We start from the raw sequence: 14,596 nt of genomic DNA on the forward strand, positions 1-14,596 counted from the left end.
GTAAAATAATCCTTACACGACGGTCAGCCGGCTTGCCACTATCACTCAGCTTGGGCGCGAGAATGTGTAGGCGCGTTCGACCTTGGCCACGCGAGTGGTGAAGGCGGCGTACCAGTCGGTGCGTCCCTGCTCGCGAACGGCGCTGTGCTCGGCATGCTCGCGCCAGCCGCGAATGGCCTCTTCGCTCTGCCAATAGGACAGGGTGATGCCCAGGCCGTCGCTGCGCGCCGACTCCACGCCGAGAAAGCCGGGCTGCTGTGCGGCCAACGCCAGCATGCGCTGTGCCGCCTCGGCATAACCGGTGTCCACGTCGGTACGCTCCGAGGTGAACATCACCACGTAATAGGGTGGCTCCGGCGTGGCCGCGATCAAGCCACTGCTTCCTGCTGCGCCTCATGCACCGACTGCACCGCGCAGGCACCAACCAGGCCGGCGACCAGCGGCGGCAGGCGCCCTTCCAGCGCCGCACGCTCGGGCTGGAACAGGGTGGCGATGAAGAACGGATGATCTTCCAGCTCGATGGCACGCACGGCACCCGCCTCGTCATGCCCGGAAGCCTTCAGCGCCTGCGCCATCAGCGGCTCGACGAAGGCATCGGAAAGGCCGTAGCGACACAGGTACTGCTCGCTGATCTCGCGTACACCGTAGAGCTCGGCGATACGCGAACCGGAAACCAGGTGCACATGCTCGCTGACATCCAGCAAGGCGCAGCTCAGCGGCGCGATCAGAGGGTTCTTCGCTTGCGACGACAGCTCGGCGTGTTCGGCATCCTGCCACCCCAGCTGATTGCGTGCGTATTCCAGCAGCGCGTGCTGGAAGCCACCGCAGGTGCCGAGAAATGGCACGCCCTGCTCGCGGGCGAAACGGATCGCGCGCAGCGCACCCTCGGTAGCAACATACGGACTGCCCGGCACGCACCAGATGCCGTCATAGGCCTGCAAGGTCGCGTCATCGAGAATACGCTCAGTGGCCAGCCAGTCATATTCGACCGCCACTCCCAGCGCTTCACCAGCCAGGCGTAGCGCCTCTGGAATGGCACGGTGCGCGGTAACTGCCGCACTGTAATCACCTACCAGGGCGACCTTGACTCGACACTTGCTGTACATACGCCTATCCCCTCTTGCATGACCGTCTCCCTGCCACTATAAGATGGCGCTTGCGCAATAATAATTGGCGAATAGACAAGCAGAGATTGCAGCCATGCAATATCAGATCGACCATACCGACCTCTCTCTGGTGCTCGCCCTGGTGCGTGGTCGCTCCCTGGCGCGGGCGGCAGAATTGATGCAGGTCGACGTGTCCACAGTGTTCCGTGCCGTGCGCCGGCTGGAAGCCGCTCTGGGGGTGGCGCTGTTCGAGAAGAGTCGACGCGGTTATGAGCCCAGCGAAACCGCTCGGGCCCTGGCCGAGCAGGCAGAGCGTGCCGAACAGGCACTGGATGCCGCCCGCGTGGCGCTGGAACTGGGCAAGCAGGTGGTCAGCGGCACGGTACGCCTGACTTGCACCGATGCTGTATTGAGCAGCCTGCTGCTACCGGCAATGGCGCGTTTCATGCCCAATTACCCGGCCCTGGCGCTGGAGTTGGTGACCTCCAACGACTTCGCCAACCTCAGCCGGCGCGATGCCGACCTGGCCCTGCGCCTGACCAATGAGCCGCCGGAGCACCTGGTGGGCCGGCGTCTGGCCAAGGTTTCCTACGTCGTTTGCGCCCGTGACGATGATCAGGATCGCAGCGACCTGGCGCGGCAGAGCTGGATCGCCCCGGACGAGGCGATGCCGGACCACGCCACGGTACTCTGGCGCCTGCGCGAATTGCCGGGCGTCACCCCCAACTACCGTTGCAGCAGCATGTACGCCGTGGCGCAACTGGCACGCGCTGGACTGGGTGTCGCCGCCCTGCCCGACTTCGTGCTGCACGCCCACCCCGAACTCAAGCCGCTCGGCCCACCACTGGCTGGCTGCGACACCGAACTCTGGCTGCTGACCCGCCCAGACTGCCGTGCCTTGCGCTCGGTGCAGACGCTGTTCGAGGAGTTAAGCGAAGCGCTGATGAGCCATGACTGAGCTAGAGCGTCGCCGCTGAAGCGCCTCCCACAGAACGGGGGGAAGCCTGTCAGTGCAGCAGCGAAACCTTGTGGGAGCGGCTTCAGCCGCGAAGAATTTCCCGAAAATCCTGATCGCTGCGATGCGCACGGCGCACCCCACGACTCAGCCCTGCTGCAAATGCCCGTAAAGCTTGGCGTACAGCCCACCTTCTGCGATCAGTTGCTGGTGGTCGCCATCCTCGGCCACGCTGCCGCCGTCGAACACCAGCACGCGATCGGCCTGCTTCACCGCACTCAGGCGGTGAGCGATGATCAGCGTGGTGCGGCCTTCAAGGAACTGCGCCAGCGCTTCGTGCAAGGCGTACTCGGTGGCGGCATCCAGTGCCGAGGTGGCCTCGTCGAGGATCACCACCTTGGGCTCGGCCAGCACCATACGGGCAATGGCCAGGCGCTGGCGCTGGCCGCCGGACAAACGCACGCCGCTTCGCCCGACCACGCTGTCCAGCCCTTGCGGCAGTTGCGCAATGGTGTCGTGCAGTTGGGCGATGCGCAGCGCCTGCCAGCAGGCCTCATCGCTGCGCTCGCGGCCCATGGTCAGGTTGGCGCGCACCGTGTCGTTGAACAGTGCCGGGTTCTGCAGCACCACCGCGACGTTGTCGCGTACGCAGTCCAGGCCGATCTCCTCCAGCGCGCTGCCGCCGAAGCGAATGCTCCCGGCCTGCGGCGTGTACAGACCCAGCAGCAACTGCACCAGAGTGCTCTTGCCTCCGCCCGAGGCACCAACGATGGCCACCTTCTCGCCCGGGCCGATGGACAGATCGAGCCGATCCAACACCGGCTCGTCGCCATAGCCGAAGGTCAGCCCGCGCACCTCGATACCGACCGTGTCGCGCCCCTTGAAAGGGTCGACGCGCCCGTCGTACTGCGGCTCGTCCTTACGTGCCAGCAGCTCGTTGATCCGCGTCAGCGCGCCACCTGCGGCATAGAAGGCGTACTGCAGGCTGAGCAACTGCTCCACTGGACCGATCATGAACCACAGGTAGCTGAATACCGCGAGCATCTGGCCGATGGACAGGTCGGAGAACAGCACGGTGAGCATCGCCGCCGCGCGGAACACGTCGATACCGAACTGGAACAGCAGGCCGCTGGCACGGTTCGACGCGTCGCTTTTCCATTGCGAGGCAACGGCATAGTCGCGCACCTCGCGCGCCCGGCCGCCGCGGCGGCCGAGGAAGTAGCCCTGGCGGTTGCCGGCGCGCACTTCCTGAATCGCCTCAAGGGTCTCGGTCAGTGCCTGGGTGAAGCGCGAGGTACTGTCGTTCTCCAACTTCTTCAGGCGCTTGACCTTCTTGCCCAGCAGCACGGTGGCGTAGATCACCAGCGGGTTGAACAGCAGAATCAGCAAGGCCAGCTGCCAGTGCATCCAGATCAGGATGGCCGAGGTGCCGACCAGGGTCAGGATCGCCACCAGAAAGCGGCTCAGGGTCTCGCCGACGAACTTGTCCAGGGTGTCCAGATCGGTGACCAGGTGGGTGGTCACGGTGCCGCCGCCCAGGCTCTCGTACTCGCCAAGGGAAATGCGTTTGAGCCGCTCGATCAGACGCATGCGGATGCGGTAGACGATGTCCTTCGACAACCTGGCGAACAGCCGCGCCTGCAAGACGTTGAAGATCAGCGCCGAGCCGCGCAGCAGCAGGGTCAGCACCAGCATCAGGCCGATATAGCCGGCTGCTGTTTCCCACTCGGTCGGGAGGAAGTTGTCCATCACCTTGAGCGCCGCATCGCCGTCGTTCAGCAGCACTTCGTCGACCAGCAACGGCAACAGCAATGGGATCGGCACACTGCACAGGGTCGCCAGCACGGCGACTAGATTGGCCAGGATCAGCGCTTTTTTGTGACGCAGGGCCAGGCGACGAATTTCTGCCCAGCTCAACCGATCAGGCATTGGCGGCGCGCTCCAGCCAGCGCCCCAGCAGCGGCGATAACACCTCGAGCGGCTGATAGCCGTTGGTCAGCAGCGCCAGTTGGCCATCGCGCTCGGCCAGCAGCGTGGGGAAGCCGGCGATGCCCAGGTCCTGCACCCAGGTGAAATCGGCGGCGGTCGCGTCCTCCATGGCCTGGCTGTCGAAGGCCTCGGCAAACTCGATGCGCGGGATGCCCGCCTGCTCGGCCAGTTGCACCAACACGCTGGCCTGGGTGACGTCGGCCCCTTCGGTGTAGAAGGCTTGCTGAATCAGCTTGAGCAGTGTCCAGGCGCTCTGCGCATCGAGATTACGTGCAGTGACCAACGCGCGGCAGGCAGGTTCGGTGTCATACACCATCCCTTCCGGCAGGCCGCGCTCGAAGTCGAACAGTTGTCCGGTGCTGGCATTGACCGCCTGCCAGTAGCCCAGGTAACGCACCCGTGCGGCGGCATCGACAGCCACCTGATCACGGCGCAAGCCGCCTACCACGATTTGCAGCGGCACATCGGCAGCGGCCGCCTGCTCGACGAGGGTTTCGATTACCGGTGCAAAACCCCAGCACCAGGAGCACATCGGATCCATCACGTAGAGCAGGCGGCTAGCCATGGTCAGGCCTCGTTCAGTTGGCGGGGGTCGCGGCCGATGGGGTGCGGTTGATTGCGCGCACGGGCCAGTTCGATCTGTTTCTGCCGTGCGCGGGCGCCTTCACGGGTCTTCTCCGGCAGCGAATCCCAGCAATGCGGGCAACTGACGCCAGGGCTGTAGAACTCGGACTGGCGCTCTTCCACGGAGATCGGCGTGCGGCAGGCGTGACACTGATCGTAATCGCCTTCAGACAGGTCATGGCGTACGGTCACGCGATTGTCAAAGACGAAGCAGTCGCCCTGCCACTTGGTCTCTTCCTGTGGCACCTCCTCGAGGTATTTGAGAATGCCGCCCTTGAGGTGATAGACCTCTTCGAAACCCTCGCCGAGCATGTAGCTGGAGGCCTTCTCGCAGCGGATACCGCCGGTGCAGAACATCGCCACCTTCTTGTGCTTGCTCGGGTCGAAGTGCTCGCGGATGTACTCGGGAAATTCGCGGAACGACTTGGTCTTCGGGTCGATGGCGCCCTCGAAGGTGCCGATGGCCACTTCGTAGTCGTTGCGGGTATCGATCAACAGCACTTCAGGGTCGCTGATCAGGGCGTTCCAGTCCTGCGGCTCGACGTAGGTACCGACGCGCTGGTTGGGGTCGACGCCAGGTACGCCGAGAGTGACGATCTCTTTCTTCAGCTTGACCTTGGTGCGATAGAACGGCTGCTCATCGCAATAGGATTCCTTGTGGTCGACATCGGCCAGACGGGCGTCCAGGCGGAACCAGGCGAGCAGTGCATCGATAGCGGCACGGGTGCCAGAAACGGTGCCGTTGATACCCTCCTCGGCGAGCAACAGGGTGCCCTTGATGTCGTTATCGATGAGGGTTTGCAGCAGGGGTTCGCGCAGCGCCTGGTAGTCCGGCAGGGAGACGAATTTATACAGCGCCGCGACGACGATCTTGTCGGTCATGAATATTCTCTCAGTAGTCGCCCACGTAAAGGGCGGACTGGCCCTCGATCAGCTGCGCGTCGGCCGTGCTGCGTTACTAACGTAGCGCCTTGCATGGCTCCCGCTCGCTGGATCGAGAATCTAAACGAAAGCGCCGGCGTGGGCCGGCGCGGACGGATTGTAGCAAAGCAGGGATTCGCCGGGGTGGCTTGGCGACAAGCCGCGACAGCCTGTCACGTAGCCCGGATGCAATCCGGGAATTGCCAACGGGTTCCCCCTGATTACAACCGAGCTACATCAATGACCGCCGCGGCAGGTCGGCGAAGCCGGCGCCACGCCCTGCGCCGCCCACTCCTCCAGGGTGTAGGTATGCAGCGCCAAGGCATGGATCTGTCCCATCAGCTCGCCGACCGTCGCATACACTTTCTGATGCCGCTTGACCGCATTCAGGCCGGCAAACGCCGGGCTGACGATCACCGCCTTGTAGTGGGTTTCCAGACCGCGGCTGTGCATATGGCTCTCGTCCAGCACTTCGAGGTGCTCGGGTTGCAGCGCGGCCAGGGCGGTGACGATCAGGTCTTGCTTGGACATCTTGGGCTCCATCAGGGCTGTTTAGGCAGGCCGAGCTCGTTGCTCATGTCGGCCAGCAACTTGTTCACCTCAGGCACGGCGGACTCCAGCTTGCTCTGGGTGATCTGCGCGGACTGTGCGGTGAGAGTCGGCATTTTCTGCAGTACCTTCTGTCCCAGCGGCGACTCGTAGAAGGCGATCAGGTCCTTGAGCTCCTGTTCGTTGAAGTTGCTGGTGTAGAGCTTGACCATGTCCGGCTTGAGCTTGTCCCAGCCGACCGCCTTGTCCAGCGCGGTATTGGCCTTGGCCTGATAACTCTCGAGCACCGCTTTCTTGCCATTCGGCGCCTCGGCGAAACGCTGGGCGAACATCTGCTGCACCTGGCCGTAGACCGGCACGGTCAGCTTGTCGGCGTGAGCCAGCTTGAGAAAGCGCTCGGCATCGGCGGCGTGACTGGCAGCATCGGCCATGGCCAGGGATGCGCTCGCGCTGAGCAAAACGGCGGTGCAGAGTTTGGAAAAACGGAGCATGGAGAGCGTCCAGAGGTTGTGAATGAGTCTGGGTAGACTACGAAGGCGGCATTTTGTGCCCTGTGCGGAAATCCCTCAAGCGATGCGCGTTGTGCGCTGGCTCACACCCGTCATGTTGACGGGCGCACCCACTGGTCAGTTGCCAAAATGCCAGTACTTGCTCATGCTCGGGTGGGCTCGGCATTCTTTGCGACCTCCCCACTATTATTCAACAAGGCGTGCGCACCTCAAGAGCCGGCAACTGATCGCCAGCCCGCGCACACACACGGACGTGCCCAATGACCAGCCTCACCTCACACGCGCCCCTTCCGCTCCAGCCGCTTTGCGACAGCAAAGGCCGATTGCTGGACGAGGCCATTGGTTGGTCCAATCGACCGCAGGTGGACTGTACCCTGCATGGCCACGCCGGGCGGCGCAAACGCTGGAATCACTGGTGCATCACCACGCCGCAGTGGATGCTCTCGCTGACCCTGGCTGACCTCGACTACCTCGGCTACGGCGCCGCCTACTTCCTCGACCTGGACACCGGCCAGGCCGTCGCCCATACCCAGCTCCGCCCCTTCGCTCTGGGCTGCCAACTGCCAGACCTGCCACTGGAGAGTCACTCCTTCAGCCACTCTCGCCTGCAACTGCGCATCGATGAGCACCCCGGACGCCTGCGCCTCACCGCTGCCGCCCCGGATATCGGCGGCCAGCCCCTACAGGTTGCCCTGGACATTCAGCGCCCTGCCCATCTGCAATCGGTCAATCTGGTCGCACCCCTGCAGAATGGCGGCTTTCACGCCACCTGCCGCCAGCTTGGCCTGCCCACCGCCGGCAGTCTGCAGTTGGGCGGCAAGCATTACAGCTGCATGCCGGGCCAGAGCTTCGCCGCACTGGACTTCGGTCGCGGTGTCTGGCCGCTAAACACTTACTGGCAGCGCGCGGCCTTCGCTGCAGCGGGCGGCATCGCCGGTAACTTCGGTGCTGGCTGGCTCGATCACAGCGGCCTGTCGGAAAATTCCCTGTGGTTCGGCGGTGAAGTGCAATTGCTCGACAGCCCCCTGCATATCGAGCGCAGCTCGCAGGCGCCGCTGGCTCCTTGGCGTCTGGACAGTGAAGATGATCGCGTGGCCCTGCGCTTCACGCCCCGCCAACTGCACAAGGCCTGCCCCAAACTCGGTCCGTTCCACGCCAACACAGTGCAGCGCTTCGGTCATTACGACGGCGTACTGCGCGGCCCTAAAGGCGAGCGCGTACCGGTAGACGGAGCACTGGGCTGGCTGGGTGAAACCCACGCCCGCTGGTAGTTGCTCTTTCAAAGGCTCCAATCAACCTGATAGATAAGTTGTGGAACCAGTCTTCGGTGGCGCGACCTAAACTGCCAGCAACCTTGCACTTGCCCCGGAGAACGCCATGAGCCGCACCGAAACCGACAGCATCGGCCCCATCGAAGTCCCTAACGACGCCTACTGGGGCGCGCAGACCCAGCGCTCGCTGATCAACTTCGCCATCGGCCAGGAGCGCATGCCGCTGGCCGTGTTGCATGCTTTGGCGCTGATCAAGAAAGCCGCGGCACGGGTCAACAGCCGCAGCGGCGAGCTGCCGGCGGATATCGCCCGACTGATCGAACAGGCTGCCGACGAAGTGCTCGAAGGCCAGCACGACGCGCAATTCCCCCTGGTGGTCTGGCAAACCGGCAGCGGCACGCAGAGCAACATGAACGTCAACGAGGTGATCGCCGGCCGAGCCAACGAACTGGCCGGCGGCCAACGCGGCGGCAAGACCCCGGTGCACCCCAACGATCACGTCAACCGCGCGCAAAGCTCCAACGACTGCTTCCCTACTGCCATGCACATCGCCGCTGTGCAGGGCGTTCGCCACGCCCTGCTGCCGGCGCTGGCCGAACTGCGTGACGGCCTGCAGGAACAGGCGCAGCGCCACACCAACCTGGTCAAGACCGGGCGCACCCATATGATGGACGCCACCCCCATCACCTTCGGCCAGGAGCTGTCGGCCTTCGTCGCCCAACTCGGCCATGCCGAGGCCGCGATTCGCGCTGCCCTGCCCGCCGTCTGCGAGCTGGCCCAGGGCGGTACTGCCGTCGGCACCGGGCTGAACGCACCAGCCGGTTTCGCCGAAGCCATCGCTGCTGAACTGGCCGCACTCTCCGGCCTGCCGCTGACCAGCGCCCCGAACAAGTTCGCCGCGCTGTCCGGCCACGAGCCGCTGGTGCAGCTCTCCGGCGCGCTGAAGACTCTGGCCGTGGCCCTGATGAAGCTGGCCAACGACCTGCGCCTGCTCGGCTCCGGCCCGCGCGCCGGCTTCGCCGAAGTGCGCCTGCCAGCCAACGAGCCGGGCAGTTCGATCATGCCTGGCAAGGTCAATCCGACCCAGTGCGAAGCGCTGTCGATGCTGGCCTGTCAGGTGCTGGGCAACGACGCGACCATCAGCTTCGCCGCCAGCCAGGGCCACCTGCAGCTCAACGTATTCAAGCCGGTGATCATCCACAACCTGCTGCAATCGATCCGCCTGCTCACCGATGGCTGCCGCAACTTCCAGCAGCATTGCGTCGCCGACCTGCAGCCGGATGCCGCGCAAATGGCTGCGCACCTGGAAAACGGCTTGATGCTGGTGACAGCGCTCAACCCCCACATCGGCTATGACACAGCCGCCGAAATCGCCAAGAAGGCCTACGCCGAAGGCAGCACGCTACGCCAGGCCGCACTGCAGCTCGGCTACCTGAACGAAGAGGAGTTCGACCAATGGGTACGACCGCAGGACATGCTCGGAGCCGGGCGGCATGACTGAAGGCAAGAGTGGCGCCACACCGCTGGAAGGCGATGGCAAACGCATCCTGCTGATTCTCGGCAACCCCAAGAAGGACAGCCTCTGCCACGCCCTGGCCGAGGCCTACAGCCTGGGAGCACGTAGCAAGGGGCACGTGGTGCGCCAGCTCAGACTGGGCGAAATGCAGTTCGACCCAATCCTGCGTGAAGGTTACGAGCAGAGCCAGAATCTGGAGCCGGACCTGCTCGAAGCTCAGCGTCTGATTCACTGGGCCGAGCACCTGGTGTTCGTCTACCCCGTCTGGTGGGGCGGCATTCCTGCGCTGCTCAAGGGCTTCTTCGACCGGGTGTTCCTGCCCGGTTTCGCCTTCAAGTACCGCAACCGCTCGCAACTCTGGGACAAACTGCTCAGCGGGCGCAGCGCTGACCTGCTGGTGACCATGGACACGCCACGCTGGTATTTCCGCTGGATCTACGGTGCCCCGGCGCACCGACAGATGGTGCGTACCATCCTCGGTTTCTGCGGGATCAAAACGCGGCGCCTGAGCGAGTTCGCCCCGGTGCGCCCGTCCAGCGAAGAACAACGCCAGAGCTGGCTGCGCAAGGCCGAGACGCTGGGCAGCAAAGCGTAAAATCCACCACACAGGCCCGGTAGCCCTGACTCAGAGGCGCGAGCGTTCCTCGCGCCCTTTACCCGCCCACCACAACGCCAGCGGCCCGAGGGTCAGCAACAGGCCCATCAGCGCGAACGCCGCCCACCAGCCGAGCAACTGCTGATCGCCCAAAGCATCCAGAGTCATGCCGAACAGCAACGGACCTAGGAACGCGCCGGTAAAGCCGGTACAGGAATACAGCGCCATCGCCGCGCCACGGTGGCTGGCCGGGGCGACGCTGACCAATCCGGCGGTCAACGAAGCCGAGTCGGCGGTGACGGTCACTGCGTAGATCAGAATCAGCCCCAGCATCGCCCAGAACGGCAGCGCCGCGCCCAGGCCGACCACGGCGGCCAGCAGCGCGGAGCTAAGCATCACACCGATCAGCCAGCGCTGACGCCCGAAACGCAGCGCCAGTTCATTGCCGAGGATGCTCGACGGCATACCGATGAGCGTCGCCAGCATCGCCACCCAGGTGCCCGATAGCCAGGGATCGACGCCCTGCTGATGCCCGGAGAACACCACGAAGGCCACCAGCCAGGCACGCAGGGCGAATAGCTCCAGGTTGTGCATCGCATAGGCCAGGCAGTAAGCCAGCACCGCACGATTTCTCAACGGCGCCAGATCCAGCAGATTGCGCGGCGCATGTGCCTCGACCGCTTTCGGCGCCAGCCCCCAGTACACCAGCCCCCAGGCCAGTAGTGCGCAGGCACCACTGAGCAACGCCGGCAGTTGCCAGCCGCCGAGCTTGGCCAGCTCGCCAGACAGGGTGAAAGACAGAGCTGTACCCAGGCCAAAACTGGCGGTGTAGAAGGCGATGGCACGTGACTGCGAGGCACCGTCGATACGTTCCGACAGCGCCTTGAGCCCCGGCATGTAGGTGCCGGCCAGGCCAATACCGGCGAGCACACGCCAGAGCAGCGCCGACCAGAAACCACCGGCAAAGACGAAACCGGCACTGGCCACGGCCGTCAGCAGCATGGCCGCCAGGTAGATCAGCCGGGCGTCGTGACGGTCGGTCAGGCCGGTGAGCACAGGCACGGCAAGCATATAGCCAAGAAAGAAGCCGCCGCCGATCCAGCCGGCCTCGGTATTGCTCAAACCCCAGAGTGACTGGAATTGCGGTAGCAGCGCGGCGAACAGGGCGAAACCGGCCATGCCAAGGGTCTCGGCCGTACACAACAACAGGGTAATGCGGCGGGCGTTCATGCAACCTCTTGGCTGGCGGCAAACACGTTGGAAGGCCCAGCACTGTAACGGCAAGCCCGGCGAATCTGAAAACTTTGGTTACAGATAGCAGCGTGGACTCACAACACCAGACCATCGCTTGCCAGCGTCACGCATGGCGGCAAGGCGTCGGGATGCTCCAGCAGCCAGGCATCGAAGCTGTGGCCGATATGGGTCAGCACAGTTTGCGTCGGTTGCAGGCGCTCGACGACCTCCAGCGCACGGGTCAGGTCGTTGTGGTTGCGTGGCGCGACGGGTTGCGGTGCGGTGGAGCAATCGAGCACCAGCAGATCCAGCGGCGCGCGCTGTAGTTCGGCACAACTCGCTTCCGGCACGCCGACGGTATCGGTGAGGTAGGCGATGCGCCTGCCCTGCCCCTCTAGTAGGTAGCCGAAGGTCGGCTTGGAATGCGTCAGCGGTAATGCGGTAACGCTCAGCTCACCCAATTGGCGACGCTCGAAAGCGGCGAACGGCTGGCTGAAGTCGAGAATGCCCGGATGCTTGTACAGATCGGCCAGCCCCTCAGGGTCGTCCGGGCCATGCACGGGGATGATCAGCCCCTGCCCCCAGCGTAGGTGCAGCAGGCCCTGGGCGTGATCGGCATGGTAGTGGGTCTGCAGGATGCCGCTGAGGCTGTGTGGCGCAAAGCGCTCGGTGAGATCGGTGAGGCCACTGTCGATCAACCAGCGCTGCGCGCCGCATTCGATCAGCGCGCAACAGGGGCCACGGCGACGCGCCGGATAGACACGGGACGCATCGCAGGCCGGGCAACTGCAGTTATAGACCGGCACCTGGCGGGCATCACCGGTGCCGAGCAGGGTCAGGCGCATCGGCGGGTCTCGTCGAGCAGGTGCAGCAGGCAATTCACGGTCTGTTGCAGTGGGCCGGAGTTGTCCAGAACGCAAATGTGCTCCTGCGCAACAGTCGCCGCTGAAGCGCCTCCCACAACAGCAAAACTGCGACTGCGAGCGAGGCGCTGCTCGATCTGCTCCGGCGTCTCGCGACCGCGGGCCAACAGACGCTGACGCAGCACCGCTTCGTCGACCTGCAGGAGAATCGCCAGCAGATCCGGGTAGCGTTGCCGCGCTGTGTCGAGATGACCGCGCGAACCGTTGATCAGCACATCCTGCCCGGCGCTCAACCAGTCATCGATCTCTCGCGGGATGCCGTAGGCCAGACCATTGGCGCGCCAGCTCAGGGCGAAGGCGCCCTCGCCCTGCAGGCGCTCGAATTCGGCCGGGGTCACCCCCAGCGCATCCTCGCCGACGGACTCGGCACTGCGGGTGATCACCCGCCGGGCGAAACGGCAGCCGTGCGCCTCCAACGGCGCACGTGCAGCTTGCAACAGGCTGTCCTTGCCCGAGCCCGAAGGCCCCATAAGATAGATCAACCTGCCCTGCATCAGAACACCCTTCGTGCTTGGCGCCACACCTGCTGGATCACCGGCTGCTGGCCATGGGCCCTGGCTTGCACCAGGTCGGCGCGCAGGCCGACGCGAATCTCGCCGCGGTCATCCAGTCCGGCCGCCCTGGCCGGTGCGCGGCTCACGGTGGCGATGGCCGCAGGCAAATCATAGTCGTTGTCCTGCCCGGCGAGCAGCCAGGCCGCATGCAACAGGCTGGCCGGGTAGTAGTCGCTGGAAAGGATATCCAGCACGCCATGCTGAGCCAGCTCGGCGGCGGCGATATTGCCCGAGTGCGAACCGCCGCGCACCACGTTCGGTGCGCCCATCAGCACTTTAAGGCCCAGATCGTGGCTAGCCTTGGCCGCTTCCAGGGTGGTGGGAAACTCGGCGATGGCCATGCCGAAGTCAGCCGACTCCTGTACGTGGGCCAGAGTCGCGTCGTCATGGCTGGCCACCGAGATGCCCCGGCTGTGGCAGTCCTCGACGATGGCCTGGCGCTGACGGTCGCTGTATTGGCGCGAGTTGGCGATCTGCTCCTGAAGGAATTCCTCCATCTCCGCCGGGCTCAGGTGGTACTTGCCCATGTAGTACTCGCGGTACTTCTCGACCTTGGCGAACTGACGCTGGCCGGGCGAATGATCCATCACCGACACCAATGCCACCAGCGGGTGCTCCACCAGATCGCGATAGATGGTCAGGGCATCGGGGTGGCACAGCTCGCAGCGCAGGTGCAGGCGGTGCTCGGCGCGGGTCTGCCCGGCCGCCTCGCTGGCGGCAATGGCCTCGATCATTGCCGGCAATTGCTGCATGCGCCGGCCACGCGGGTTGATGTCGCCGATGGACAGCGCATCGAACACCGTGGTGATGCCGGCGGCAACGATCTGCGCATCGTGGGTCAGCACCGCCGAGGCCGAAGGCCAATCCACGCCAGGCCTGGGGCTCATGTGCTTTTCCAGGTTGTCGGTGTGCAGCTCCACCAGCCCCGGCAGCAAGTAATCGCCTCCCAGGTCCTGGGCTTGCGGCAGGTGGCTGGCGCCCTCGTCCACCGCAGCGATCAGCCCGTCGCGCAGTAGCAGGGTGCCGAGGAACTCGCGTTCAGCAGTGACGACGCGCGCGTTGCTGAGAATCTGTTCAGACGACATAGACGTACTCCGGTTGCGCCGCGGCGGCGCTCATGTCGAGGTAACGGTCGGCCACCGCCTCGCGGGCGATGCGGTCATGGAAGATGCCGATCAGCGCGCTGCCGGCCGCCTTGGCTTCGAGGATCAGCTCCAGCACCACCTGGCGGTTGGCGTCGTCCAGCGAGGCGGTGGGTTCGTCGAGCAGCAGCACCGGCCACTCGACCATGAAGCCGCGGGCGATATTGACGCGCTGCTGCTCGCCACCGGAGAAGGTGCCCGGCGCCAATTGCCACAGAGCCTCGGGAATATTCAGCCGGCCTAGCAGCGCCTTGGCCCGCGCCTCGGCGTCGCCGCGCGCCCAGCCGCGTGACAGTGCCGGTTCCATCACCACGTCCAAGGTCGACACGCGCGGGATCACCCGCAGGAACTGGCTGACGTAACCCAGGCTTTGTCGGCGCACTGCGAGCACCTGGCGCGGCTCTGCGCCGACCAGCTCCACTGGCGAGCCCTGGTGACGGATGCGAATACTGCCGCCGGCGGCCAGGTAGTTGCCGTACAGCGTGCGCAGCAGGGTCGATTTACCGGCGCCGGACTGGCCGTGCAGCACCAGGCACTCGCCGCCGCGCACGGCGAAACTCAGGTCACGCAGCACCTGCAGGACGACGCCGTTCTGCTGGTGCAGGGTGAAGGTCTTGCTGAGGCCGCTGACCTCGATCAGATTGTTCATATACACCTCGAATACGGTAGGCACGTCTGCCCCCTCTCCCATTTATTGGGGGCACGCCGA

General features: G+C 64.8%; 16 protein-coding genes. 4 read left to right on the forward strand and 12 right to left on the reverse strand.

The genetic code is table 11. The features are described 5' to 3' along the window. Positions 1 to 45 precede the first annotated feature (45 nt). Positions 46 to 372 (reverse strand): antibiotic biosynthesis monooxygenase, encoded by a 327-nt coding sequence (locus tag EGJ86_RS07585; protein WP_125834650.1) that lies wholly within the window; start codon positions 370 to 372, stop codon positions 46 to 48. Next, entirely contained in the window at positions 369 to 1,106 is a 738-nt protein-coding gene (locus EGJ86_RS07590) for a CTP synthase (RefSeq protein ID WP_125834651.1), read from the reverse strand. Before EGJ86_RS07590 ends, EGJ86_RS07585 begins: the two co-directional genes overlap by 4 nt. A 94-nt stretch (positions 1,107 to 1,200) precedes the next feature. Between EGJ86_RS07590 and EGJ86_RS07595 the strand changes: the two genes are divergently transcribed. Next, the gene (locus EGJ86_RS07595) at positions 1,201 to 2,064 is read left to right on the forward strand and encodes a LysR family transcriptional regulator (protein WP_125834652.1); all 864 of its coding nucleotides are present in this window, start codon (positions 1,201 to 1,203) and stop codon (positions 2,062 to 2,064) included. 144 nt (positions 2,065 to 2,208) lie between these two features. Here the strand turns inward: EGJ86_RS07595 and EGJ86_RS07600 are convergent, their stop codons facing one another. The 5 genes from EGJ86_RS07600 to EGJ86_RS07620 form a co-directional block, all read right to left on the reverse strand. Further along, a complete protein-coding gene (locus EGJ86_RS07600) occupies positions 2,209 to 3,990 on the reverse strand; it encodes an ABC transporter ATP-binding protein (RefSeq protein ID WP_125834653.1) in 1,782 nt (593 codons plus the stop codon). Continuing rightward, a complete protein-coding gene (locus tag EGJ86_RS07605) occupies positions 3,983 to 4,615 on the reverse strand; it encodes a DsbA family protein (protein ID WP_106733861.1) in 633 nt (210 codons plus the stop codon). The genes EGJ86_RS07600 and EGJ86_RS07605 overlap by 8 nt, the downstream gene beginning before the upstream one ends. A 2-nt stretch (positions 4,616 to 4,617) precedes the next feature. Then, entirely contained in the window at positions 4,618 to 5,556 is a 939-nt protein-coding gene (locus EGJ86_RS07610) for a rhodanese-related sulfurtransferase (protein WP_125834654.1), read from the reverse strand. 276 nt (positions 5,557 to 5,832) lie between these two features. Continuing rightward, positions 5,833 to 6,126: a BolA family transcriptional regulator gene (locus EGJ86_RS07615; RefSeq protein WP_125834655.1), complete on the reverse strand. Its 294-nt coding sequence runs from the start codon at positions 6,124 to 6,126 to the stop codon at positions 5,833 to 5,835. 11 nt (positions 6,127 to 6,137) lie between these two features. Continuing rightward, positions 6,138 to 6,635, reverse strand: coding sequence for a DUF2059 domain-containing protein (locus tag EGJ86_RS07620; protein ID WP_106733859.1), 498 nt, complete (start codon positions 6,633 to 6,635; stop codon positions 6,138 to 6,140). A gap of 278 nt (positions 6,636 to 6,913) precedes the next feature. Between EGJ86_RS07620 and EGJ86_RS07625 the strand changes: the two genes are divergently transcribed. The 3 genes from EGJ86_RS07625 to EGJ86_RS07635 all read left to right on the forward strand — a co-directional run bounded on the left by EGJ86_RS07625 (position 6,914) and on the right by EGJ86_RS07635 (position 10,035). Then, positions 6,914 to 7,924 (forward strand): DUF2804 domain-containing protein, encoded by a 1,011-nt coding sequence (locus EGJ86_RS07625; protein ID WP_106733858.1) that lies wholly within the window; start codon positions 6,914 to 6,916, stop codon positions 7,922 to 7,924. 106 nt (positions 7,925 to 8,030) lie between these two features. Beyond that, entirely contained in the window at positions 8,031 to 9,425 is a 1,395-nt protein-coding gene (locus tag EGJ86_RS07630; protein ID WP_125834656.1) for a class II fumarate hydratase, read from the forward strand. Continuing rightward, the gene (locus EGJ86_RS07635; RefSeq protein ID WP_099525231.1) at positions 9,418 to 10,035 is read left to right on the forward strand and encodes an NAD(P)H-dependent oxidoreductase; all 618 of its coding nucleotides are present in this window, start codon (positions 9,418 to 9,420) and stop codon (positions 10,033 to 10,035) included. The genes EGJ86_RS07630 and EGJ86_RS07635 overlap by 8 nt, the downstream gene beginning before the upstream one ends. A 30-nt stretch (positions 10,036 to 10,065) precedes the next feature. On the opposite strand, the gene EGJ86_RS07640 is transcribed toward EGJ86_RS07635, so the two are convergent. The 5 genes from EGJ86_RS07640 to phnL form a co-directional block, all read right to left on the reverse strand. After that, positions 10,066 to 11,265: a nitrate/nitrite transporter gene (locus tag EGJ86_RS07640; RefSeq protein ID WP_125834657.1), complete on the reverse strand. Its 1,200-nt coding sequence runs from the start codon at positions 11,263 to 11,265 to the stop codon at positions 10,066 to 10,068. Between the two features lie 98 nt (positions 11,266 to 11,363). After that, entirely contained in the window at positions 11,364 to 12,113 is a 750-nt protein-coding gene (gene phnP / locus EGJ86_RS07645; RefSeq protein ID WP_125834658.1) for a phosphonate metabolism protein PhnP, read from the reverse strand. Beyond that, on the reverse strand, positions 12,104 to 12,685 hold the full coding sequence (gene phnN / locus EGJ86_RS07650; protein ID WP_125834659.1) for a phosphonate metabolism protein/1,5-bisphosphokinase (PRPP-forming) PhnN: 582 nt from the start codon (positions 12,683 to 12,685) through the stop codon (positions 12,104 to 12,106). Before phnN ends, phnP begins: the two co-directional genes overlap by 10 nt. Further along, positions 12,685 to 13,830 carry an alpha-D-ribose 1-methylphosphonate 5-triphosphate diphosphatase gene (locus EGJ86_RS07655; RefSeq protein ID WP_125834660.1) on the reverse strand — a complete coding sequence of 382 codons (1,146 nt, stop codon included), beginning with the start codon at positions 13,828 to 13,830 and terminating at the stop codon, positions 12,685 to 12,687. The genes phnN and EGJ86_RS07655 overlap by 1 nt, the downstream gene beginning before the upstream one ends. Next, on the reverse strand, positions 13,820 to 14,536 hold the full coding sequence (phnL, locus tag EGJ86_RS07660) for a phosphonate C-P lyase system protein PhnL (protein WP_125834661.1): 717 nt from the start codon (positions 14,534 to 14,536) through the stop codon (positions 13,820 to 13,822). The genes EGJ86_RS07655 and phnL overlap by 11 nt, the downstream gene beginning before the upstream one ends. Between the last annotated feature and the right edge of the window lie 60 nt (positions 14,537 to 14,596).

Source organism: Pseudomonas sp. o96-267 (assembly GCF_003935465.1).
In the GTDB taxonomy this organism is placed as follows: domain Bacteria; phylum Pseudomonadota; class Gammaproteobacteria; order Pseudomonadales; family Pseudomonadaceae; genus Aquipseudomonas; species Aquipseudomonas sediminis.